General features: G+C 62.8%; 26 protein-coding genes. 6 read left to right on the forward strand and 20 right to left on the reverse strand.

The genetic code is table 11. The annotated features are described in order from the left end of the window. Window positions 1-15 precede the first annotated feature (15 nt). The 8 genes from coaA to hisB are packed head-to-tail and all read right to left on the reverse strand — an operon-like array spanning window position 16 to window position 4,966. On the reverse strand, window positions 16-981 hold the full coding sequence (gene coaA, locus AC0VX3_RS01440) for a type I pantothenate kinase (protein WP_342893312.1): 966 nt from the start codon (window positions 979-981) through the stop codon (window positions 16-18). Window positions 982-1,023: 42 nt separating this feature from the next. Then, window positions 1,024-1,347: a phosphoribosyl-ATP diphosphatase gene (locus tag AC0VX3_RS01445; protein WP_342893313.1), complete on the reverse strand. Its 324-nt coding sequence runs from the start codon at window positions 1,345-1,347 to the stop codon at window positions 1,024-1,026. A 23-nt stretch (window positions 1,348-1,370) separates the two neighbouring features. Continuing rightward, on the reverse strand, window positions 1,371-2,150 hold the full coding sequence (gene hisF, locus AC0VX3_RS01450) for an imidazole glycerol phosphate synthase subunit HisF (protein ID WP_475523239.1): 780 nt from the start codon (window positions 2,148-2,150) through the stop codon (window positions 1,371-1,373). Further along, window positions 2,147-2,890, reverse strand: a complete 744-nt coding sequence (gene hisA / locus AC0VX3_RS01455) for a 1-(5-phosphoribosyl)-5-[(5-phosphoribosylamino)methylideneamino]imidazole-4-carboxamide isomerase (protein WP_348144585.1) — start codon at window positions 2,888-2,890, stop codon at window positions 2,147-2,149. The genes hisF and hisA overlap by 4 nt, the downstream gene beginning before the upstream one ends. Window positions 2,891-2,896: 6 nt before the next feature. Beyond that, window positions 2,897-3,184 (reverse strand): DUF1330 domain-containing protein, encoded by a 288-nt coding sequence (locus AC0VX3_RS01460; RefSeq protein ID WP_342893316.1) that lies wholly within the window; start codon window positions 3,182-3,184, stop codon window positions 2,897-2,899. A 24-nt stretch (window positions 3,185-3,208) separates the two neighbouring features. After that, the gene (hisH, locus tag AC0VX3_RS01465) at window positions 3,209-3,862 is read right to left on the reverse strand and encodes an imidazole glycerol phosphate synthase subunit HisH (RefSeq protein ID WP_475523240.1); all 654 of its coding nucleotides are present in this window, start codon (window positions 3,860-3,862) and stop codon (window positions 3,209-3,211) included. After that, window positions 3,859-4,359 carry a DUF2628 domain-containing protein gene (locus AC0VX3_RS01470; RefSeq protein WP_475523241.1) on the reverse strand — a complete coding sequence of 167 codons (501 nt, stop codon included), beginning with the start codon at window positions 4,357-4,359 and terminating at the stop codon, window positions 3,859-3,861. Before AC0VX3_RS01470 ends, hisH begins: the two co-directional genes overlap by 4 nt. 13 nt (window positions 4,360-4,372) lie before the next feature. Next, window positions 4,373-4,966: an imidazoleglycerol-phosphate dehydratase HisB gene (hisB, locus tag AC0VX3_RS01475; RefSeq protein ID WP_475523242.1), complete on the reverse strand. Its 594-nt coding sequence runs from the start codon at window positions 4,964-4,966 to the stop codon at window positions 4,373-4,375. Between the two features lie 167 nt (window positions 4,967-5,133). Here hisB and AC0VX3_RS01480 point away from each other — a divergent pair, with 167 nt between their 5' ends. Both AC0VX3_RS01480 and pyrF read left to right on the forward strand, forming a co-directional pair. Then, on the forward strand, window positions 5,134-5,982 hold the full coding sequence (locus AC0VX3_RS01480) for an SDR family NAD(P)-dependent oxidoreductase (RefSeq protein ID WP_475523243.1): 849 nt from the start codon (window positions 5,134-5,136) through the stop codon (window positions 5,980-5,982). A gap of 112 nt (window positions 5,983-6,094) precedes the next feature. Then, window positions 6,095-6,835: an orotidine-5'-phosphate decarboxylase gene (gene pyrF, locus AC0VX3_RS01485; RefSeq protein WP_475523244.1), complete on the forward strand. Its 741-nt coding sequence runs from the start codon at window positions 6,095-6,097 to the stop codon at window positions 6,833-6,835. 28 nt (window positions 6,836-6,863) lie between these two features. Here pyrF and AC0VX3_RS01490 read toward each other — a convergent pair whose 3' ends face one another. The 3 genes from AC0VX3_RS01490 to rocF all read right to left on the reverse strand — a co-directional run bounded on the left by AC0VX3_RS01490 (window position 6,864) and on the right by rocF (window position 9,618). Continuing rightward, entirely contained in the window at window positions 6,864-7,415 is a 552-nt protein-coding gene (locus tag AC0VX3_RS01490) for a hypothetical protein (RefSeq protein ID WP_475523245.1), read from the reverse strand. 146 nt (window positions 7,416-7,561) lie between these two features. Beyond that, window positions 7,562-8,647, reverse strand: a complete 1,086-nt coding sequence (locus AC0VX3_RS01495; RefSeq protein ID WP_475523246.1) for an ornithine cyclodeaminase — start codon at window positions 8,645-8,647, stop codon at window positions 7,562-7,564. An 11-nt stretch (window positions 8,648-8,658) separates the two neighbouring features. Further along, complete coding sequence (gene rocF, locus AC0VX3_RS01500; RefSeq protein ID WP_475523247.1) at window positions 8,659-9,618, reverse strand: arginase; 960 nt, start codon at window positions 9,616-9,618, stop codon at window positions 8,659-8,661. Between the two features lie 108 nt (window positions 9,619-9,726). Between rocF and AC0VX3_RS01505 the strand changes: the two genes are divergently transcribed. Together AC0VX3_RS01505 and AC0VX3_RS01510 are read left to right on the forward strand one after the other, a co-directional pair. Beyond that, window positions 9,727-10,188 carry an Lrp/AsnC family transcriptional regulator gene (locus AC0VX3_RS01505; RefSeq protein WP_348144565.1) on the forward strand — a complete coding sequence of 154 codons (462 nt, stop codon included), beginning with the start codon at window positions 9,727-9,729 and terminating at the stop codon, window positions 10,186-10,188. A gap of 85 nt (window positions 10,189-10,273) precedes the next feature. After that, window positions 10,274-11,191, forward strand: coding sequence for a methylated-DNA--[protein]-cysteine S-methyltransferase (locus AC0VX3_RS01510; protein ID WP_475523248.1), 918 nt, complete (start codon window positions 10,274-10,276; stop codon window positions 11,189-11,191). Window positions 11,192-11,382: 191 nt separating this feature from the next. Here AC0VX3_RS01510 and AC0VX3_RS01515 read toward each other — a convergent pair whose 3' ends face one another. The 6 genes from AC0VX3_RS01515 to AC0VX3_RS01540 all read right to left on the reverse strand — a co-directional run bounded on the left by AC0VX3_RS01515 (window position 11,383) and on the right by AC0VX3_RS01540 (window position 16,780). Beyond that, window positions 11,383-11,685 carry an endonuclease domain-containing protein gene (locus tag AC0VX3_RS01515; RefSeq protein WP_475523249.1) on the reverse strand — a complete coding sequence of 101 codons (303 nt, stop codon included), beginning with the start codon at window positions 11,683-11,685 and terminating at the stop codon, window positions 11,383-11,385. Between the two features lie 95 nt (window positions 11,686-11,780). Further along, entirely contained in the window at window positions 11,781-13,046 is a 1,266-nt protein-coding gene (locus AC0VX3_RS01520) for a hypothetical protein (RefSeq protein ID WP_475523250.1), read from the reverse strand. Window positions 13,047-13,096: 50 nt separating this feature from the next. Then, window positions 13,097-14,413 (reverse strand): bifunctional folylpolyglutamate synthase/dihydrofolate synthase, encoded by a 1,317-nt coding sequence (locus tag AC0VX3_RS01525; protein ID WP_475525116.1) that lies wholly within the window; start codon window positions 14,411-14,413, stop codon window positions 13,097-13,099. 131 nt (window positions 14,414-14,544) lie between these two features. Then, on the reverse strand, window positions 14,545-15,510 hold the full coding sequence (gene accD, locus AC0VX3_RS01530) for an acetyl-CoA carboxylase, carboxyltransferase subunit beta (RefSeq protein ID WP_475523251.1): 966 nt from the start codon (window positions 15,508-15,510) through the stop codon (window positions 14,545-14,547). Window positions 15,511-15,628: 118 nt separating this feature from the next. Then, on the reverse strand, window positions 15,629-16,462 hold the full coding sequence (gene trpA / locus AC0VX3_RS01535) for a tryptophan synthase subunit alpha (protein WP_475523252.1): 834 nt from the start codon (window positions 16,460-16,462) through the stop codon (window positions 15,629-15,631). Window positions 16,463-16,597: 135 nt separating this feature from the next. Further along, window positions 16,598-16,780 carry a hypothetical protein gene (locus AC0VX3_RS01540; protein WP_342893330.1) on the reverse strand — a complete coding sequence of 61 codons (183 nt, stop codon included), beginning with the start codon at window positions 16,778-16,780 and terminating at the stop codon, window positions 16,598-16,600. Window positions 16,781-16,995: 215 nt separating this feature from the next. Between AC0VX3_RS01540 and AC0VX3_RS01545 the strand changes: the two genes are divergently transcribed. Next, window positions 16,996-17,211 (forward strand): hypothetical protein, encoded by a 216-nt coding sequence (locus AC0VX3_RS01545; protein ID WP_475523253.1) that lies wholly within the window; start codon window positions 16,996-16,998, stop codon window positions 17,209-17,211. A gap of 60 nt (window positions 17,212-17,271) precedes the next feature. Here the strand turns inward: AC0VX3_RS01545 and trpB are convergent, their stop codons facing one another. Both trpB and AC0VX3_RS01555 read right to left on the reverse strand, forming a co-directional pair. After that, a complete protein-coding gene (trpB, locus tag AC0VX3_RS01550) occupies window positions 17,272-18,477 on the reverse strand; it encodes a tryptophan synthase subunit beta (RefSeq protein ID WP_342893812.1) in 1,206 nt (401 codons plus the stop codon). Window positions 18,478-18,525: 48 nt separating this feature from the next. Then, window positions 18,526-19,170, reverse strand: coding sequence for a phosphoribosylanthranilate isomerase (locus AC0VX3_RS01555; protein WP_475523254.1), 645 nt, complete (start codon window positions 19,168-19,170; stop codon window positions 18,526-18,528). Window positions 19,171-19,328: 158 nt separating this feature from the next. On the opposite strand from AC0VX3_RS01555, the gene AC0VX3_RS01560 reads away from it, so the two are divergent. Continuing rightward, entirely contained in the window at window positions 19,329-20,102 is a 774-nt protein-coding gene (locus AC0VX3_RS01560) for an alpha/beta fold hydrolase (protein WP_475523255.1), read from the forward strand. 45 nt (window positions 20,103-20,147) lie between these two features. Here AC0VX3_RS01560 and AC0VX3_RS01565 read toward each other — a convergent pair whose 3' ends face one another. Then, on the reverse strand, window positions 20,148-22,430 hold the full coding sequence (locus tag AC0VX3_RS01565; protein WP_475523256.1) for an NADP-dependent malic enzyme: 2,283 nt from the start codon (window positions 22,428-22,430) through the stop codon (window positions 20,148-20,150). Between the last annotated feature and the right edge of the window lie 111 nt (window positions 22,431-22,541).

The following is a 22,541-nucleotide window of genomic DNA, read 5'->3' on the forward strand; positions in this document are numbered from 1 at the left end:
GGTTTTCTTATGTCTTCAGATCTTGCGCAACGCGACCTTGGAAATGCGGTGGCTGGCGTTCTTCGTCAGGATCAGATCCGCCCTCGGCCGGGTCGGCAGGATGTTTTCACGCAGGTTGACCAGATTGATCTCGGCCCAGATCCGGTTGGCGGTCTCCACGGCGTCCTCGTCCGTAATGCGCGAGTACTTGTGGAAATAGGATCCCGGGTCCCGGAAGGCGGTTTCGCGCAGGCGCATGAACCGGTCCACGTACCACTTGCGCAACAGGTCCTCATTCGCATCCATGTAGACCGAGAAGTCGAAAAAGTCGGAGACAAACGGCACCGCGCGGCCGTCCTTGGGGAGTTCGCGTGTCTGCAGCACAGTGAGCCCCTCGACGATCAGGATGTCCGGCCGGTCGACGGTCACCGTGTGACCGGGCATGACGTCGTAATAGAAGTGCGAATAGACCGGGGCGCGCACGAAGCGTTTGCCCGCCTTGATGTCCGACAGGAATTTCAGCAGCCGCGGCCGGTCGAAGCTTTCCGGAAAGCCTTTCTTGGACATCAGGCCCTCGGCTTCCAGAACGGCGTTCGGATAGAGGAACCCGTCCGTGGTGATCAGGTCCACCTTGGGACTGGCCGGCCAGCGGGCCAGCAGCTCGCGCAGGACACGCGAGGTCGTGGACTTGCCGACGGAGACCGAGCCGGCCACACCGATGATGAAGGGCGTCTTGCCGTCACGGGTGCCCAGAAAGTTCTGGGTGGCCTGATAGATGCTGATGGTGGCTTCGGCGTAAAAGGCGAGCAGGCGGGAAAGCGGCAGGTAGATCGTCTCGACCTGTTCCATCGACACGGGCGCATTCAGGCCCTGAAGCTGCGCAACCTCATGCTCGTCGAGCGTCATCGGCGTGTCGGCGCGCAAGCGGGACCACTGGCGATCGGTGAACACCTGATAGGGGGACAAATCCATGTCCAGGGCCGTGGCGACTTTCTGATCCATTGTTCGCAGTCCCTGCTGCGCGGCTGACAAAAGGCGTGGGTCCTAGTCCCTGGGCCGGGACGCCTTTTCTTCCAGTCCGGTCTGGCCCGTGCGGTTCGCAAGCTCTTTCATGACATCCTTGAGAGGGACATCGGATACGTTGAGAACCACCAGCAAATGATAAAGCACATCGGCGGCCTCCGCCGTCAATTCGTCCCGGTCGTTCCGGACGGCGGCAATCGCCGCCTCAACCGCCTCTTCTCCCAGTTTCTGGGCGCATTTGGCAACGCCCCTGCTGACGAGCTTGCGCGTATAGGATTTTTCGTCCGCGCTGTTCGCGCGCGCAGCAATTATGCCGTCCAGGTCTTCCAATGTGAAGTCGGTCATTCGGCTAGGTCCCTTGTGGTGCTTCACGCGTCGAGGCGCATCGGCACACCGGCGTCACTCATGTGCTGTTTGGCCTCGTGAACGGTATATTCACCGAAGTGGAAGATGGAAGCCGCCAGAACCGCGGTCGCATGACCGTCGCGCACGCCTTCAACCAGGTGGTCCAGGGTGCCGACACCGCCGGACGCGATCACGGGGACGGGCACGGCGTCGGCAATCGCGCGGGTCAGCGCAATGTTGTAGCCGGACTTGGTGCCGTCCCGGTCCATGGAGGTCACCAGCAGCTCTCCCGCGCCAAGGCCGACCACTTTCCTGGCGAAAGCGACCGCGTCGATGCCGGTCGCTTCGCGGCCGCCATGGGTAAAGATCTCGAACCTTTCGGGTTCGCCGGGCGCGTTGACCTGTTTGGCGTCGATCGAAACGACGATGCACTGGGCGCCGAATTTTTTCGCCGCCTCCCGCACGAACTCCGGGTTCTTGACTGCCGCGGTGTTGATCGAGACCTTGTCGGCACCCGCGATCAGCAGCTTGCGGATGTCTTCCACCGTGCGCACGCCGCCGCCGACGGTCACCGGCATGAAACAGGCCTCCGCCGTGCGCCGGACAACGTCGTAGATCGTGTCCCGGCCCTCGTGGCTGGCGGTGATGTCCAGAAAGCAGAGCTCGTCCGCGCCGGCCGCATCATAGGCCTTGGCCGCCTCCACCGGGTCGCCGGCATCGCGAAGATCGACGAAATTGACGCCCTTGACGACACGGCCCTCCTTCACATCAAGGCAGGGAATGACACGGGCTTTCAAGGTCATGAGGCTTTCCTTCGCGCAGACCCGATCAGGTCCATCGCCTCTGTCGGATCAAGACGCCCGTCATAGAGCGCCCTGCCGGAGATCGCGCCCTCAAGGATGGCGCAGTCCGGCTCCAGAAGCCGGTGAATGTCGTCGATCGAGGCCAGGCCGCCCGAGGCGATCACCGGAATGGACACGGCCCCGGCGAGTTCAAGCGTCGAGGGAATATTGAGACCCTTGAGGACACCGTCGCGATCGATGTCGGTGTAGATGATCGCCGCGACGCCGGCGTCCTCGAACCGGCGCGCCAGATCGACGGCTGTCAGCTCGGAGGTTTCCGCCCAGCCTTCGACCGCGACATGGCCACCCCTTGCGTCGATGCCGACGGCGATCTTGCCGGGAAACCTGCGGCACGCCTCTTTCACCAGATCCGGATCGCGCACGGCGACCGTCCCCAGGATCACGCGCGTGATGCCCTTGGCAAGCCAGGCCTCGATGTGGTCCAGCGTCCTGATCCCGCCGCCGAGCTGAACCGGATTCTTCGTCGCGCCCAGGATCGCATCGACCGCCGCGCCATTGACGCTTTCGCCAGCGAAGGCACCGTTCAGGTCGACCACGTGCAACCACTCGAAGCCCTGGTCCTCGAAGGCTTTCGCCTGGGCGCCCGGATCGTCGTTGAACACGGTGGCCTGGTCCATGTCGCCGAGCTTGAGGCGGACGCACTGGCCATCCTTCAGATCGATGGCGGGGAAGAGGATCATGTTGTCTTAAATTCCTTCAACGATGACGATCTCGCCATCGGCGACCTGCTGGCGGACCTTGACCGCGTCCTGATATTCCGGCGAATTATAGCAATCCAGCGCGTTTTGAAAGCTTGGAAACTCGATGATGACGTTGCGCGCCCGGCCGGGGCCCTCGACGGCATCGGTCTTGCCGCCGCGGGCCAGAAACCTGGCGCCGAAGCGTTCGAAGGCCGGTTTCGCGGTCTCGACATATTTCGGATAGCCGCCTGTGTCATGCACATCCACGCGCGCGATCCAGTATCCCTTGCTCATTGTCATCTCCCGAAGTCCTGCGTGTTACGGGGTCCAGTCCAGGAAATTGGCGATCAGCTCAAGTCCGAGCCGCTGGCTTTTTTCCGGGTGGAACTGGGTTCCGATCATGTTGTCCTTCGCCACCATGGCCGTGAAGGTCCCGGCATAGTCGAAGGTCGCCAGCCTGTCAGCCGCGTCGGCACAGGCAAAATGGAAGGAATGCACGAAATAGGCATGCAATCCGTCCGGTCCGGTGTCGATACCGGCGAAGACAGGGTGGCTTTCCGGCCGGACGTCGATGGTGTTCCAGCCCATATGCGGGATCTTGAGGTCCGGATCGGCCGGTTTCATTTCGGTGACATCGCCGTTGATCCAGCCGAGCCCGTCAACGGTCTCGAATTCCAGACCCCGGCTTGCCATAAGCTGCATGCCGACGCAGATGCCGAAAAACGGCTTGCCCTGCTGCCTGACCGTTTCTTCCAGCGCCTCCGGCATGCCCTCGACCGCCCACAGCCCGCGCTTGCAGTCCGCGAACGCCCCGACGCCGGGCAGCACGATGCGATCGGCTTTCAGGACACGATCCGGATCGGACGTGACGATGACATCGGGCACATGGGCGTGGGCACGGGCTGCGCGCTCGAACGCCTTCTCCGCCGAGCGCAGGTTGCCCGATCCGTAGTCGATAATCGCAATTGTCATTGACGGGTCTCCGGACCGAGGGTCAGGCCGACCACCTGTTCGCTGCCGATCCTTGGTACGATGGCCTGCCGGGCAGGGCGCTCGGCGTCCTTCAGGACCGGTGCCGGGGAGATCCGGTCGGCGGCCTTGTGCAGAAAGCGCAGCTCCGCGTCGTCCCTGTTGGAGGCGTCGATGATGCCGACGACGCGCCAGCCCTTGCGTTCCAGCGACCAGCGGCGCAGCGCCTGGGCTTCGTGACCGAACACTATGGCCATAAACACGGCAACCACCGCCATGGCCTCCTGGCTGACGGACAGCGCCACCACCTCGACCAGCAGGGTGAGGGCGAGATAGCCGAGCAGCACCAGCCACATGCGGTGCACGACCAGCCAGAAAACCGAGAACAGAACCGCCAATACCGAGAACCTGTCGGGAACGAATGCCAGACGCTCCGTCTGGTGCGGATCTCCCCCGACATCGTCGAATTCAGGCGGAGCCATAACAACGAAGGTGTTCATGCGCGTGTCCTGCCTAGCCGCCGAGCTGACCCTTGGTCGTCGGTACCCGGTCCGCCTGCCGCGGATCTATTTCCACCGCCTTGCGCAGGGAGCGCGCGACCGCCTTGAAACAGGTTTCGGCGATATGATGGCAGTTGGAACCGTAAAGATTGGCGATATGAAGGGTGATCCCCGCATTCATGGCGAAGGCCCGGAAGAACTCCTCGAACAGCTCCGTATCGAACGCGCCGATCTTGTCCCTGTCGAAATCGACGTCCCAGACGAGGAACGGACGGCCGGACACGTCCAGCGCGCAACGGGTCAGCGCCTCGTCCATGGCCAGATGGGTGTCGGCGTAGCGGGAGATGCCCGCCATGTCGCCCAGCGCCCTGGAAATCGCCTGGCCCAGCGCGATGCCGGTGTCCTCGACCGTGTGGTGGAAATCGATATGAGTGTCACCGTCGGCCCGCACCTTGATGTCGATCAGCGAATGGCGCGCCAGTTGCTCCAGCATATGGTCGAAAAACCCGACGCCGGTCTTCACATCGTAAGAACCGGTACCGTCCAGGTTGATCTCGACCGCGATGCGGGTTTCCTTGGTGTCGCGCGATACAGTCGCAGTGCGCATGCTGATGTCCTCAAGATGAAGCAGAACCGGCGGTGTTGTAGCAGCCTGACACGGCTAATGAAATAGCGACTTCGACGGGAAAGGCACGGCAGGTTTTCCACCCGGTCAGGACAGAAGCGGCAATCGCCGATATGTTTTGCCGCGCACCACAAGCAGAGGGATCAGTCATGTTCAAAAAAGCAATCTCGGAAGGCGGCCTGGCCATCGTGACCGGTGCCGCAAGCGGCGTCGGTCTGGCGGCCGCAATCCGGTTCGCCGAGGCGGGCCTCGGTGTCATTCTGGCCGATCTGCCGGGCGCACAGCTTCAAGCCGCCACGGATCAGGTCCGCGCCGCCGCACGGGCAGAGACGACCGTATGCGCCGTTCCGACCAACGTCAGCGACCTGTCGCAGGTCGCGGCACTGGCGGACAAGGCGTTCGAATTGGGGTCCGTCGCGGTCCTGATGAACAATGCGGGCATCGAAATTCCGACCTCGGCCTGGGACCGGATGGACAACTGGACGAAGGTCATCGACGTGAATTTCTTCGGCGTCCTGCGCGGCGTCCAGGTCTTCACCCAGCGCATGATCGACGCTGGACGGCCGGCCGTGATCATCAACACCGGATCCAAGCAGGGCATCACCACGCCGCCCGGAAATCCGGGCTACAACGTCAGCAAGGCTGCGGTGAAGGTGCTCAGTGAGCAACTGGCCCATGAACTGCGCCAGGCCGGAGCGCCGATCTCCGTGCATCTGTTCGTGCCAGGGTTCACCTATACGGGCATAAATGCCCAGCATTTTCCGGAAAAGCCGGCATCTGCGTGGACACCCGAGCAGACCGTCGACTATTTCCTGGATCGCATGGCCGCCGGCGATTTCTATATCCTTTGCCCGGACAACGACGTTGACGGCACGCGGGACAGACGCCGGGCCGCCTGGGCGATCGGCGATCTCATCGAAAACCGTCCGCCGCTGTCCCGCTGGCATGGCGACTACAGGGACGCTTTCGCGGAATTCGAGAAGACGGGCGCAAGCTGAGCAGGCGCCCTGAACCGGAAAACCGGCAGCCCCCGGTGTTGCCGCTTCTGGCGCCTGATGGCCTGAAATGCTATGTTCGACTCATTCCCCGCCGCACCCAGGAGATCCGATCATGCCGAAAAGCCGCTTCGCACCCACAAGCTCGCGCGACCGTCTGGTGTTTGCGCTGGACGTGCCCACGGTCGGCCAGGCGGAAGAGCTGGTCAAACGGACCGACGGCAACGTCGGCGTCTACAAGATCGGCATGGAACTGCAATTCGCGGGCGGACTGGACCTCGCGCGAGATCTGGCGGCGGACGGCAGAAAGATCTTCCTGGACGTCAAACTGCACGACATCGACAACACCATCATGAAAGCAGTGCGCAACGTCGCCAAGATGGGCATGACCTTCGTCACGGTGCATGGCTACCCGAAAACCATGCGGGCGGCAGTGGCCGGACTGGCGGAAGAAGGCAATCCGGATCTGTGCCTGCTTGGTGTGACCGTGCTGACATCCATGGACGAGGCGGACCTCCACGCCGCCGGGTACAGGGGACCGCTTGCGGATGTGGTGGAAACACGCGCCCGGGACGCAAGAGCCGCCGGCATGGGCGGGATCGTCTGCGCTGCGACCGAAACCGAAAGGTTGCGGCCGATCCTCGGCGACGACCTGGTCATCGTGACCCCCGGCATCCGGCCGGCGGGCAGTGCGGCAGGCGATCAGCGCCGCGTCATGACCCCGGCGGAGGCGATGCGGACCGGCAGCGACTATCTGGTCGTCGGCCGCCCGATCAGCCAGGCGGCCGATCCCGGCGCGGCGGCCGAGGCCGTCATTGCCGAGATCGACGGGGCGCTGGAACCGGTTCCGGCTTGAGCCCCGCCCTTGTCGGCGGACCGCCCTGTCAGCCGATCACGCCGTCGACCGGGAAACCGCATTGCTCGGCAACCTTGCGATAGGACGCGGTGAAGCCGTTCAGGGACGCCGTGTAGACAAGTCCACCCGGCCCGACGATGTCGATCTGGCCGTTGCGCTGCATCGCCTGCAGAACAATCTGGTTGTTCTCGAAGGGAAAGCTTGTGTTCGCGAAGGCAAAACCGTCTTCATCGAAACCGCCAAAAACCGTCGCCTGCGCACTGTCGCCGTCATCAAAGACGAAATTCACCTTCTCGTCGTTCTGAAGAACGGTCGCATAGCCGCGAATGGCTCTTTCCGTGAGCTGGACACCCGGGAAGGTGCCGGGCGGAAGTGCATCACCGTTCGAAATCGAAAATCCGACGGTCGGATCGCCGTCCCCCCCGGTCCACATCGAGCAGGTGATGCGCAGATCCTCGCCCGTGTCGACGGTCTCGATCAGGACGGTCCAGTCCTTGTAGTCGAAATACTGTTCGGCGGCCTGGGCGGACGTGCCCGCGCAACAGACAAGGCTCAACAAAGCCAGAGATCTGAAATTCATGCAAAATTCCTCTGAAAACCTGAGTCAAGAAATTGAATGGATCTTCTTTCAACACGGATTTTCTTAAGATTTGAAGCCGTCAGCGCAAATGAATTCATCCTGACGGCTGCCGGGATGGCGCAAGTGACCCCTGCATCAAAACCGGTTCACGCCGCCTGATCGTCCTCGCAGGTGCCGGACCGCAGCACCATGCCGTAGAGATCGCGCGGGTCGTCCGGGTCGGCGAGAAGGTCCAGCTTTTCGAAATGGCCGGTTTCCGGCAGGAGGTCGCGCACATAGCGCAGGGCGGCAAAGTCCTCGATGGCAAACCCGACGCTGTCGAACAGGGTGATCTGGTCGTCCGAGATGCGGCCCGGCGCCTTGCCGGCATAGACCTGCCAGAGTTCGGTCACCGGGTGATCCCGGTCGAGCTGCTGGAATTCGCCCTCGATATGGGTCTGGTCCGGAAACTCCACGAAGATGTCGGAGCGCAGCAGAATATCCCTGTGCAATTCGGTCTTGCCCGGGCAGTCGCCGCCGACCGCGTTGATGTGAACGCCGGAACCGACCATGTTGTCGCTCAGGATGGTCGCGTTCTTCTTGTCGGCCGTCACCGTGGTGATGATCTGCGCGCCCTCGATGGCATCTTCCGGCGTCTTGCAGATGGTCACGTTGAGGCCGGAATGGGCCAGGTTGCGCGCCAGGCGCAGACTGGCCTCGTGCTCGATGTCGAAGGCCCGGATATCGGTGATGCCGAGCAGTTCCTTGAAGGCCAGACACTGGAAATCCGACTGGGCGCCATTACCGATGACGGCCATGGTGGTCGCGCCTTTCGGCGCCAGATATTTCGCCGCCAGGGCCGAATTGGCCGCAGTGCGCAGGGCAGTCAGGATGGTCATTTCGGAAAACAGCAGCGGGTAGCCGGTGGCCAGGTTCGACAGGACGCCGAAGCCGGTCACCGTCTGCAGGCCCTCGTTGGTGTTGCCCGGATGGCCGTTGACATACTTGAAACCGAAGATCTTGCCGTCGCTGGTCGGCATCAGCTCGATCACGCCCTGGGGCGCATGGGCGGGAATGCGCGGTTTCTTGTCGAAGCTTTCCCAACGCAGGAAATCCGCCTCGATATAATCGGCGATGCCGCGCAGGACGGTTTCAACGCCCACGGCACGCACGTTGCGCATCATGTTGTCGACGCTGACAAAGGGAACATAGGCCAGCTCGGACGGTTTCAGGTCGATGGGGCGGCGGTGCATGATCAGTACCTCTAGAAGCTGGTGGTCGGCCGGTCGAACACGCGGCGGCCGAACAGGCTGCCGGTCAGTTCGACCATCAGACGCGCGGTTTTTCCGCGTTCGTCCAGAAAGGGGTTGAGTTCAACGAGATCGAGCGACGAGACGAGACCGCTGTCATGGAGCATTTCCATCACGAGGTGGGCCTCGCGGAAGGAGGCGCCGCCGGGCACGATGGTGCCGACCGCCGGCGCGATGTCCGGATCGAGAAAATCGACATCCAGGCTGACATGCAGAAGGCCGTTGGCCCGCCGTACGCGCTCGAGGAACGGCCCCAGCAGTGCGGGAATGCCTTCCTCGTCGATCCGGCGCATGTCGCTCACACCGACACCAAGGCCGCGCAGCATGTCCCGTTCCGCTGCATCGATGGACCGGACCCCGAGGATCTCGACATTGTCCGGACTGAGGGCGTGGCGCAGCGGGGCGCCGAGAAGGTCGTCGAAACCCGGCAGGCCGCACAGAAAGGCCAGCGGCGTGCCGTGCAGATTGCCGCTCGCGGTGCTGTCGAAGGTGTGAAAATCCGAATGCGCGTCGAGCCAGAGCACGAACAGTGGGCGGCCCAGCGCCGCCGCAGCTTTCGCCTGACCGGAGACCGTTCCGGCTGCCATGGCATGATCGCCGCCCAGATAGACCGGCACAACCGGCGTCTTGCCGAGCGCGGCCGCCTTGTCGTGCAGGGACCGCGTCCAGGCGACATGCTCCCGGTAGTGCTTCACAACCGGGTTGGGGTGCGTCAACGAACCGGTTTCGGCCGGTTCGAGATTGCCGTGGTCGGCAACCACATGGCCCAGCGCTTCCAGCGTATCGGCAAGGCCCGCGGTGCGGTAGGCGTCCGGCCCCATCAGGCAGCCGCGCTGCCCCGCGCCCTTGTCCACCGGTGCGCCGACCAGGACAATCTGTTTTCCGGCAACGTTCACGTCAGCCTCCGCCTGCATTCGGTTTCAGGATCTTGCGCAAGGGCGGCGGCGGAGTAAATCCAGATACTTGATCAAATGTGCAGACAAATCTATCATTTTGGAAAGCCCAATAAGGCAATTTGGAAAATGGACGATCTTGATCTTCGGTTAATCTCGCTTCTGCGCCATGACGGCCGCAAATCCGTCTCCGATCTGGCAAGTGACTTGAAGGTCTCCCGGGCCACGGTCCGGTCCCGGATGGAAAAGCTGATCGAAACCGGCGAAATCCTCGGTTTCACAGCGGTCCTGCGCGACGACTGGCGCGACCTGCCGATCCGCGCGGTCACGCTGGTGGTGGTCGACGGCCACAACACCGAACCGGTGATCCGCTGGCTCAGTGCGATGACGGAGGTCCGGGCGATCCATTCGACCAACGGCAAGTGGGACCTGGTGCTGGACATCGCAACGCGGGATCTTGCCGCCTTCGACGATGCCCTGAACCGCATCCGGCTGATCGAAGGCATCACCGGAACGGAAACCAATCTCCTGCTGACAACCCGCAAGGGCCCGGCGGTTTCGGCAAGCGAATACGAGGACGTGCTCCGATAGGCCATTTCCGGCTCGCAAACCGGGTCGCGGCTGGCGCCGGCACGGGCTAGGATCCGGGCAGAATTAAAAACCTGGTACATTCGACATGACCAAAGCACTGGACCTTGCCCGCCTCGCCCCGGACCCGCAGCCGATTTCCATCGGGGCGGAAGCTGCCGAGAATTACGACGTTGTTCGCCGCACCCTGAAACGGATCACCGAGGACTGGCGCGAACAGCCGTCCCTGGAACAACTGGCCGGGGAAGCCGGATTGCAGCCCATCCAGTTGCAGCGGGTGTTCTCGCGCTGGGCAGGCCTGACCCCGAAGCAGTTCCTGCAGGCAATCACGCTGGACCATGCCAAGGCGCTTCTGCGCGGATCCGCCAGTGTGCTGGACGCGTCCTTTGAGGTGGGCCTGTCAGGATCGTCGCGATTGCACGATCTGTTCGTCACGCACGAGGCCATGACACCGGGCGACTACCGCAGCCGGGGCGCCGGTCTGAAAATCGTCTATGGCTTTCATCCCTCTCCCTTCGGCCAGGTGCTGGTGATGGCCACCGACAAGGGCCTGGCCGGACTCGGCTTCGCAGATCCGGGCGAGGAACACGCCACGCTGGAAGACATGTGTGCCCGCTGGCCGGTGGCGAACTTCATCGCGGATCAGGAAGCGACTGCCTCCTATGCCGGACGCGTGTTCGACCCGCAAAGATGGCAGCAGGACCAGCCGCTCAACATCGTCATGATCGGCACGGATTTCGAGATTCGGGTCTGGCAGACACTCCTGAAGATCCCCATGGGCACGGCGTCCACCTATTCCGACATCGCCGCCTGCCTCGGCAATCCGAAGGCGTCCCGCGCGGTCGGCAGCGCCGTCGGCCGCAATCCGATCTCCTTCGTCGTGCCCTGCCACCGGGTCCTTGCCAAAGGCGGCAAACTCGGCGGCTATCACTGGGGCCTCACCCGGAAACGGGCAATTCTCGGTTGGGAAAGCGGATTGGCGGGACCGGTTCTGGAGTGTGTTTGAGGTCTCATGCGGCGAGGAATCGCCGTCACGCTGCATTCGGCCAAAAACCCCCACCCCTAACCCCTCCCCACAAGGGGGAGGGGGACCGCGCTTTACAGCGTTTTCAAGTCTTCTTGTCCAACCGATTTGCCAGAAATCAAAAAAGTTGGATCCGGGCGAGGCAGAATTCCCCTCCCCCTTGTGGGGAGGGGTTAGGGGTGGGGGTACCCGGTCGTCTCCAGTCCAAGGCGCAGTCGAATTTGCGTCACGACGCCATCCAGGTTTTCGTCAACCTCATGCGGCGAAAACCTGAGAACATCGAAACCTTCCTTGTTCAGCCAGGCTTCACGAATCTCGTCATGCTTGCGTCTTTCCGCTCGCGAATGGACTTCACCGTCGATCTCGATGACAATTTTACGAGAAAAGACGGCGAAGTCTGCCACATAGGGCCCGATCGGCGCCTGCCGGCGCACACGAACACCGTCGGCTTTCAATTCTCGCAATGCACGCCACAACGCTTTTTCGCCCCTTGTCTGATCATTTCGAAGGTTTTGCGCCAGGCGCCGTGTTCGCGCGCTGATCCGTGTCGGGCACATGCCGGCACACCCCCTTATCGCACCGGTCCCTCGGGCATCGGGTAGTCGCCGGTGATGTCCCAACCGAAGGAGGCGATGCGTTCGGCGGCCATCTGGGTCAGCTCGCCGGTGATCAGGAAATCGACACCGGACGGTGGAAAGGGCAGGCCGGCCAGGCCTTCGTGAAGGGCGGAAAAGGTCTGCGCCACGGTCTGTGTCCAGGCAACCATGTCGAGCGGCAGGACGACAGCGGCGACGCCGTCCCGGCGGATCGCCACGGGAATGCCCGACACCAGCTTGATATCACCGAGCCCGGAAACCGTCCGGTTGTAGGTCTCCAGAAGAACGATCCGGCGCAGCTGGAAATAGGCAAGGTCACGGCTGTCGGCCTCGGCCGCCTTGGCGACGACCAGGTCGAGATCGCCGACACCCGGCATGGCCTGCAGCTGATAGGCGATCATCGCCTTTTCCGACTCCGTGAAGAACGGATTGGTGGCCAGGCTTTGAATGATTGCCTCGGACACATCCGCCTCGCGCAGCACCGACGTTGTCCGGTCGCGGAGTTCCGAAGGTGTGCTGTCGACGATCACATTGCGGAAATTGTCGGCCTGGCGTGCGGCGTTCACGATCAGGCCGCCCGGCAGCAGGCTGGTGATCGCAGTGACCGTCCAGCTTCCCGCGGTGGTCACGCTGGCTGTTTCGTCCAGCTTGTCCGACAGGGGCTGATAGAAGGTGTAGGGGTCGACGCCGAGTTCCACCGCCAGCTGCCGGCGGGCCTGCGCCTGACCAGTGATCGATTTTGCCAGCTCCGCCGGCGATCCCGCCTTGCCGTGGACCGCCGCTTCGACGCCTTTCGACAGACGGCCGAACATCCGGCCGACCCCGGTTACGGTATTTCTGGCCGTGCCGACCGGGTCCGTGACGGTGCTTTCGACAAACTCGACGGGTTTCATGGCCGCCTGTTTCAGGCCGTCGACAAATCCGGCATCCTGCTTGAGGCCTTCCAGCGCCACCAGCACCTTCAGTTCGGCCAGACGCAGCTTCAGCAGGCCGTCGCCCTCGACACGTTCCACGCCAAGATCGGTTTGCAGCTGATAGATGCGCAAGAAGCCGTCGCCGCGCACGGGCGGCAGCACCGCGTAGCCGGGTCCGAGCTGCTTGCCGGCGAGCACCTTTGCCGGATCCTGTTCCGGGGGCGTTTCGTAGTGCTCGCTCAGCGCGGCCGCACTCCCGCACGCAAGAGCGCCACCAAGCAACAATCCGGCCAGATGTCTGGACAATTTCTGAAATCCGAGTGTCAAAAGAGCCTCCTTGAGGTGGCAAGCGGTCTCGTGTTCGGTCGGTCCGGCGTTCAGTCCGGCGCCATTCCGCTGCGCGCCAGGACCTCTCCTGCGAGATAAAGAGAGCCGCAGATCAGTATGCGCGGAGGTTCGCCATCCTTGCCGGCACAGGCTGCCACATCGGCCAGGGCCGCGTCCAGCGATTGGAACGGGGTGGCCTCGAGCCCGGCGCAACGCGCAAGATCGGCGAGATCTTCCGGGGTCCTGCCCGTGCCGCTGGAGACGATCGGCACCGTGCCGACATGGCGGACAAGCCCGTGGAAGGGCCGGAAGAAACCGGCCGGGTCCTTGGTCGTCAACATGCCGGCGACAAGGTAGAGCGGACGCGGCGCGCGCTCTTCCTGCTCGCCCATGAAGCGGGCGATGGACAATCCCGCGCCCGGGTTGTGACCCCCGTCCAGCCAGATCTCCGTTCCATGCGGGCACATGTCGTGAAGCGGACCGTGAACAACCGGCTGCAACCGGCCGGGCCAACTGACGGATTTCAGACCCCGTGCAAGAACCGCCGCATCCGGCATCAGACCCGCGGCCTTGAGGGTGGCGATCGCCAGCCCCGCATTGGCAATCTGGTGGTGGCCGCAGAGCACCGGCAGCGGCAGGTCGACCAGCTCGTCGTCATCCTGAAAGATCATCCGGCCCTGATCGGTCTCCGCAAGGAAATCCTGGCCGCTGATTGTCAGGGGCGCCCGCATCCGGGCGGCCTGCCGGCTGATTGCGGCCAGGGCGCTGTCCTCCTGAGCGGCACAGATCACCGGGACGCCGGGTTTCACGATGCCCGCCTTTTCCGAAGCGATCACCGCCAGGTCGTTGCCGAGAAACTTTTCATGATCCATGGACACCGGCGTGATCACTGTTGCCAGGGGCGTGTCGATGACGTTGGTCGCATCCAGCCGTCCGCCGAGACCCACTTCCAGCAACAGAATATCGGCGGGATGCTCCGCGAACAGCAGAAGCGCCGCAGCCGTGGTGATCTCGAAGAAAGTGATTTCCGCACCACCGTTGGCTTCCTCGCAGCGCTGCAAGGCCTCGCAGAGCACAGGGTCGGACACGTAGCGGCCGTCGTCGCCGAGCCGGATCCGCTCATTGAACGAGACCAGATGCGGGGACGTATAGACGTGACAGCTCTTGCCCGAGGCCTTCAGGACCGCGCGCATGGTGGCCGTCACGGAGCCCTTGCCGTTGGTGCCGGCAACGTGAATGACCGGCGGCAGCCGCCGTTCCGGATTCCCGAGTGCCGCCAGAAGACGCTGCATCCGCCCGAGGGAGAGGTCGATCTCCTTCGGGTGCAGGGCCAGCAGCCGGTCCAGAATTCTCGTTATTTGATCCAGGGCGCCCTCCACAGGGTTCCTTTGTCCCGTTTTCGCGCAAGCTCCGGCTTAGAATAAGGCTGCCGGTGTGACAAGCAGGCTGACCGGAAATGTCGCCTCAGGTTGCTTTCGCGACGGAATCAGGAGACCGGTCAGGTCTTGCCGGCCGCCTCGGGTTCCGTTGCAGGGGCTGCGGCGGTCTCCACCGCCGCGACGGGCTCGGCCTCGGGGGCCGGTTCCTTCGGCGCTTCGAGCCGCGGCAGTTCGACCTCCCGCTTCATGAGAATGCCGCAGATACGCGACAGCGTTTCACGCATCTTCTGGCGCGGCACCACCATGTCGATCATGCCGTGGTCGAGCAGATACTCGGCAGTCTGGAAATCGTCGGGGAGCTTCTCACGCACGGTCTGTTCGATCACGCGGCGCCCGGCGAAGCCGATCTGTGCGCCCGGTTCGGCGATATGGACATCTCCCAGCATGGCATAGGAGGCGGACACGCCGCCCGTGGTCGGGTTGGTCAGGACCACCACATAGGGAAGACCGGCCTCGCGCAGCATCTGCACGCCGACGGTGGTCCGCGGCATCTGCATCAGCGACAGGATGCCTTCCTGCATGCGCGCGCCCCCGGACGCGGCAAACATGACAAACGGAGTGTTGTCCTTCACCGCTTTCAGCATGCCGGCAAGAATGGCCTCACCGGCCGCCATGCCGAGCGATCCGGCGATGAAATCGAAATTCTGTACCGCGACCGTGAAATCCATGCCACTGACACGGCCCTGCGCGACCAGAACGGCCTCGTCTTCACCCGATTTGGCCCGGGCTTCCTTGAGGCGGTCCGAATACCGCTTGGAATCCCGAAACTTGTGCGGATCGGCCTGAACGTCCGGCGTCTTGACGTTGGTGTAGTTGCCCCCGTCAAACAGCGCTTCCAGGCGTTTGCGGGCCGGCATGCGCATGTGATGGCCGGAATTCGGGATCACCCAGAGGTTGGCCTCCAGATCCCGATGGAACACCATTTCGCCGGTTTCCGGGCACTTGATCCAGAGATTTTCCGGAACCTCGCGCTTTTTCCAGAGATCGCGAATCTTGGGGCGTACGATAGAGTTGATCCAGTTCACGTCAGACGCGTCCCGTTCCTTGAGAGCACAAGACGTGCTCGGGTTGTTCATGGGCAGAGATATGGGGTCCGCCCGCTTTCCATCAATTCCGGTTGCCGAACAAATCGGGGCCGGCGTTTCAGGCAGATCTGGCCCGGGCACACCCGGCAGCCAGGTCGGAAACCACGTTTGCGACCGCCTGAACGGTCCCACCGGTTGCCTTGCCGGCATCGTCCAGACTGTCGCGAATGGCATTGACCAGCACGGAACCGACGACGACACCGTCCGCATCCTGACCGATCACGGCCGCCTGCTCGGCGGTCTTGACGCCAAATCCGACAGCCACGGGCAATTGCGTGTGTCCCTTGATGCGGTTCACCGCGGTCGCGACCCTGCCCGTATCGGCAATGTCGGCCCCGGTGATCCCCGTCACGGAGACGTAATAGACGAAACCGGAGGTGTTGGCCAGAACGGCGGGCAGCCGCTTGTCGTCCGTCGTCGGTGTCGCCAGGCGGATGAAGTTGAGACCTGCCTGAAGCGCGGGAATGCACAATTCGTCATCCGCCTCTGCGGGAATATCGACGATAATGAAGCCGTCGACCCCGGCCTCCTTGGCGACATCGACGAACTTGACCGGATCCCGCACATAGATCGGGTTGTAGTAGCCCATCAGAATAATCGGCGTGTCCTGGTCCGTTTTCCGGAATTCGCGCACCATGTCCAGCGTGTCGTTCATGGTGTGGCCCGCAGCCAGAGCGCGCTGGTTGGCAAGCTGGATCGGAATGCCTTCCGCCATCGGATCGGAAAACGGCATGCCGAGCTCGATGACATCGGCACCGGCTGCCGGAAGGGCGTTCAGAATGGCGCGGGAGGTTTGAAGATCGGGATCACCCGCCGTGACAAAGGTGACCAGGGCCGGCCGTCCGGCCTCCGCACAGGCCTTAAAACGGCGGTCGATACGCGTTTCCGTCATTCTTTGCTACCCTTTTCGCGCTTGCCGGAAAACCGGGGGCGTTTTCCGCCATTGCGATGTACGGGTGCAGCCGGGCCCGTGTCAATGTTCTGATGGCGTTTGCCGAGAATGCACGGCCGGGATATCCGCCGGCCGTTACCGGCTCGGATAGTCGATCAGGCCGATCGCTCTCAGGTCGGCGTCGGACCGGTAGATGTGTTCGCCGCCGATTGGCCGAGTGCGTCCGGAACGCTGAAACGGGGTTCCCGTGCCGCGAAATACGGTGGTCAGCGGTGCCGCCGAAGGCGCGCTCAGAAAAAGGGCCTGCAAGGTGCTCATCTCAGGAACCATGGATAGGGGGCTTCTGCCGCCAGGAATCACGATGGCTGCAGCTTATGAGTTTTTTGCAGTGCAGCAACCGGGCGCTGCGCAGGTCAGCCCCACGCGAATTGCATGGCTGGATTGTTCGATACGCAGAATTAGCCTCTGGAAAAATGCACTCTGTGCGCCTATGTTGGTCCCATTGCAAACCCCTGCATTCCAAGGAGCTGAAAATGGCCCATTCCCTGTTTGAACCTGCCCCCGAGCCCTTCGGCGAACGTGTATGGCGCCGCATGAAGGATATCGGCCTGACCGCAGGTCACGGTTCACTGTCCCCCGGAGCCGCGCGAACCGACCCGGCTCTGCTGGCGCAGGCCCAGCATCTGGACGCACGCGGACGGCAACAGCTTCTCCAGGCCATGCTGACCGCCCGCCCGATCAAGAAATAGGGCCGCGCGGTTGTGCCGCGCAGCCCTCGAAATTGCGAATGCCCCGGTGTTCAAGGGTTTTCAGAGATCGAACCCCAGCATCTCGCCGACGGCAAAAACGTCCTTGTCGCCGCGACCGCACAGGTTCATGACGATGATCTTGTCCTTGCCCATCTGCGGCGCCAGCTTCGCCACATGCGCCAGTGCATGGGACGGCTCCAGCGCCGGGATAATGCCTTCGACCCGGGTCAGCATCTGGAAGGCTTCCAGGGCTTCGGTGTCCATGATCGGCACATAGTTCACGCGGCCGATCTCCTTCAGCCAGGAGTGCTCCGGCCCGATGCCGGGATAGTCGAGGCCGGCGGAAATTGAATGGCCCTCAAGGATCTGGCCGTCGTCGTCCTGAAGCAGATAGGTGCGGTTGCCGTGAAGAACGCCGGGCTTACCGGCCGTCAGCGACGCGCAATGCTCCTCGCCCTCGAGCCCATGGCCACCGGCTTCGACGCCGTAGATCTCGACGCCCTTGTCATCGAGGAATGGATGGAACATGCCGATGGCATTGGAGCCGCCGCCGACGGCGGCCACCAACGCGTCCGGCAGCCGGCCTTCGGCTGCCATGATCTGCTCGCGCAGTTCCCGGCCGATCACCGACTGGAAGTCACGCACCATTTCCGGATAGGGATGCGGGCCCGCCGCCGTGCCGATCAGGTAGTAGGTGTCGTCGACATTGGTCACCCAGTCCCGCAGCGCCTCGTTCATGGCGTCTTTCAGGGTCCCCGCGCCGGCGGTGACCGGCACGATCTCGGCGCCCAGAAGCTTCATGCGGAAGACATTCGGTTTCTGCCGTTCCACGTCGGTCTTGCCCATGTAGACCACGCAGGGCAGGCCGAAGCGCGCGCAGACCGTGGCGGTCGCCACCCCATGCTGGCCGGCGCCGGTCTCCGCGATGATGCGGGTCTTGCCCATGCGTTTGGCCAGCAGGATCTGACCCAGGCAGTTGTTGATCTTGTGGGATCCGGTGTGGTTGAGCTCGTCGCGCTTGAAATAGATCTTCGCGCCACCCAGCTCCTCCGTCAGCCGCTCGGCAAAATAGAGCGGCGAGGGACGGCCCGTGTAATGGGTGTTGAGCGACTCGATCTCCGCGTGGAAGGCCGGGTCGTTCTTGGCGTCCTTGTAGTGCTGTTCCAGTTCAAGGATCAGCGGCATCAGGGTCTCGGCGACGTAGCGGCCGCCGAAAATGCCGAAATGCCCACGATCGTCCGGACCGGTCCGGATGCTGTTCGCCATATCGTTCACGCGTAAACTCCTTGCCGCAGAGCGGTTTTCTTCCCGATATCAGGCACCTTTGGCCGCCGCCAGAAAAGCGCGTATGAGGTCGTTGTCCTTGACGCCCTTGTCCCGCTCGACACCCGAGGAAACATCGACCTCGGACACGCCGCTGACGCGAATGGCCTCGGCCACGTTCGACGGGTCCAGGCCTCCGGAAAGCATATAGGGCTTGCCGAGGTCAAGGCCCTTCAGGAGAGCCCAATCATACGCGACACCATTGCCGCCGGGAAGGTCGGCCCCGGCCGGCGGTTTGGCATCGAACAGGATCCGGTCCGCGACGATCGCGTAATATTGCGCCTGTTCCAGATCGGCGGCTTCGGAAACCGCCACGGCCTTCATGATCCCGGTGCCGTGCATGACCTTCACCGCGGCGAGGGATTCCGGCGCTTCGGAGCCGTGAAACTGGATGGTGTCGGGAGCGACCAGCTCCTTGATCCGCGACAGGCCGTCCAGATCCATGTTGACCGTCACCGCGACGATCTCGGCCTTGCCCCTGGCCATGTCAGCCAGCCGGCACGCCTGGCTGAGGGACACATGGCGGGGGCTCTTGGGATAGAACATCAGCCCGACCATGTCCGCACCGGCCTCCAGCGCGGCTTCCATGGTGTCCTCGGTCGACAGACCGCAGATTTTGACTTTTATATCCGACATGGGTTCGAGGTATCACCGGTGACGAAGGGTTTGTCAAAGAGGAAACATCAAACGATCCTATAGCGCATCGAAAAGACTCACTTCAATGTGACAGTCCCTCTTACGCACCTTGAGATACAAGCCACACATTTTTCAAACGGCAGGGCGAGAAGCAAGCGATGCTGCATTCCACTCAAACAAACATCGGGCAGCCGACGCTTGTTCTACTTCATCCAGCCGGATTCGACGGCCGCATATGGCAGAAGGCCACAGAATTGCTGCCCGATTTCAATTGTGTGTGTATTGATCTGCCTGGTCATGGCCTGTCCAAAGGACATGCGGTTACAGATTTCGAGGAGGCCAGTGACGCTGTCGCCAGGGTCGTGGAGAAACTGGGCACGTCCCCGGTCCACATTGCCGGCATTTCAATGGGGTCCTACATCGGGTTTTACCTGATGCTGAGGCACTCTCCCCTCGTGCAAAGCGCCATCCTGAGCGGTTTTCAATGCGAACCTATCCCCGCTCCCGCATTGATGCGCGCCATGATGCACGTTTCATCCTGGATGATCAATTCCCGGCGCACACGCGAAAAAATGGCGCGTTCCATGGGGGTCGCAAATGTCGACCTGATCAGCAGGAAGGGCCGCCCCAACGCATCGGCCTCGACAATGCGAAAAGTCGGGCGGCTTGCACTGGAGTTCGATGTCCTCGATGCCTTGAGACACATTTCGGTGCCCACGCTTGTCTTGGCCGGGGAGAAGGAACATCCAGCTATCAAGGCATCCCTGCCCGTTTTTCAAACACGGATGTCCAGGTGCAAGGCGCGCACAATTCCAAATCTCGGTCATGGCTGGATTGCCCAGTCACCGGAACTCTTTGCGGAATCAGTGCGTGCCTGGATCCTTGACCTCACCTTGCCTGAAGAACTGGAGCCAGTGTCAAAAGCTGACTGACCCTTCAGGTGTCCTCCGGGACGGGCAAATGCGCAATGCCCCCTCTCACGTCACGTTGAACGCCGCGATGGCGGCCATGTTGACGATGTCGCTGTCCTTGGCGCCGATGGGCAGGATCTGGATCGGCTTGTCGAAACCGACGAGCAGGGGGCCGATGACGGTGGCCCCGCCCAGTTCCTGCAGCATCTTGGTGGCGATGGAAGCGGAGTGGAAAGCCGGCATCACCAGAACGTTCGCCGGTCCGGACAGGCGGCAGAAGGGGTAGGAGGCCATGCGGTCCATGTTGAGGGCAACGTCCGCTGCCATTTCCCCGTCATACTCGAAGTCGGCGCGGCGCCGGTCGAGGATCTTGACGGCCTCGATGACCTTTTCTGAGCGTTCGCCCTTCGGGTGGCCGAAGGTGGAATAGGCCAGCATGGCAACACGCGGCTCATAACCGAGCTTGCGGGCGACATGGGCAGCCTCCTCGGCAATGTCGGCCAGTTCCTCCGATGTCGGCATGTCGATCACCGCCGTGTCGGCAATCAGCACGGTCCGGCCCCGGGCAAGCGCCAGGGAAACACCGATGATCCGGTGACCCGGCTTCGGATCGATGGTCGCCTTGACGGTGTCGAGGGCCACGGAGTAGTTCCGGGTCAGGCCGGTGACCATGGCGTCGGCATCGCCGCGCGCAACCATGATCGCGCCCCAGTAATTGCGGTCGTTGTTGACCATGCGCTGGCAGTCGCGCAGCAGGTAGCCCCGGCGCTGCAGGCGGCCATAGAGATATTGGGCGTAGTCGCTGTTGCGATCCGAAAGCCGCGCGTTCTGGATGGAAATGCCGGTCTTGCCGAGATCGACCCCGGCGTGTTCGGCCATCTTTCGAATTTCGTCCTCGCGGCCGATCAGGATGGCCTCGCCCAGCCCTTGCGAGGCGAAGCTTGCCGCCGCGCGGATCACCGGCTCCTCCTCGCCCTCGGCAAAGACGACCCGTTTCGGCTGCTGCCGCACCTTGGAGAAGATCCGCTGCAAGGTGCCGGCGACCGGATCGCGGCGCGCGGACAACTGATGCCTGTAGGCCTCCATGTCGACGATCGGACGCCGGGCAACGCCCGAATCCATCGCTGCCTGGGCAACCGCCGGCGGGATTGCATGGATCAGGCGGGGGTCGAATGGCACCGGAATGATGTATTCCGGCCCGAACTTCGGCCGGTTGCCACGATAGGCCGCGGCGACCTCGTCGGGCACTTCCTCGCGCGCCAGTTCCGCCAGCGCGTGGGCGCAGGCCACCTTCATGTCGTCGTTGATGGTGGTCGCCTGGACATCCAGTGCGCCCCGGAAAATATAGGGAAACCCGAGCACGTTGTTGACCTGGTTCGGATAGTCCGAGCGGCCGGTGGCGACAATGGCGTCGTCCCGCACGGCGGCGGCCTCTTCCGGGGTGATTTCCGGATCCGGGTTGGCCATCGCGAAGATGATCGGATTCGGCGCCATTACCCTCAGCATGTCTGCCGTCAAGGCCCCCTTGACCGACACGCCCAGAAAGACATCCGCGCCTTTCAACGCGTCATAGAGCGAGCGCGCGCCGGTTTCGATGGCATGCGCCGATTTCCACTGGTTCATGCCCTCCTCGCGGCCCTTGTAGATCACCCCCTTGGTGTCGCAGAGCGTGACATTCTGGTGGGGAACACCCATCGCCTTGACGAGCTCGATACAGGCGATGCCCGCCGCGCCCGCGCCGTTGCAGACAATCTTTGCATCCTTCATGTCCCGGCCGGTCATGTGCAATGCATTGATCAGACCCGCCGCGGCGATGATGGCCGTACCGTGCTGGTCGTCGTGAAAGACGGGAATATCCATCAGTTCGCGCAGGCGCTGCTCGATGATGAAGCAGTCCGGCGCCTTGATGTCCTCAAGGTTGATGCCGCCGAAGGACGGCCCGAGGTAGCGCACCGAATTGATGAATTCCTCGACCTCTTGGGTGTCGATTTCCAGATCGATGGAATCGACATCGGCGAAGCGCTTGAACAGGACCGACTTGCCCTCCATCACCGGCTTGGAGGCCAGTGCACCGAGATTTCCCATCCCCAGGATCGCGGAGCCATTGGAGATCACGGCGACCATGTTGCCCTTGGTCGTATAGTCGTATGCCCTGCTCGGATCGTCCGCGATCGCCTGCACCGGAACGGCTACGCCGGGCGAATAGGCCAGTGACAGATCGCGCTGGGTCGCCATCGGTTTGGTCGGGTTGATTTCCAGCTTTCCGGGGCGGCCTTCCTGGTGGAACTGCAGCGCCTCCTGATCGGTAAAGCTGACATTGGTCTTGGACGATTTGTTTTCATCAGACATGGCGCGGACGTTTCCTCTAGAGAACCTGCTCTTGGCGGCGGGCGCCCGACCTTATCCGCTGGATATTGAAGCCTCAACCCGCGACGTCCCGGTCCAAACGCGCATGGACGG

It is taken from the genome of Roseibium sp. QJM3NY_11 (assembly GCF_056173175.1).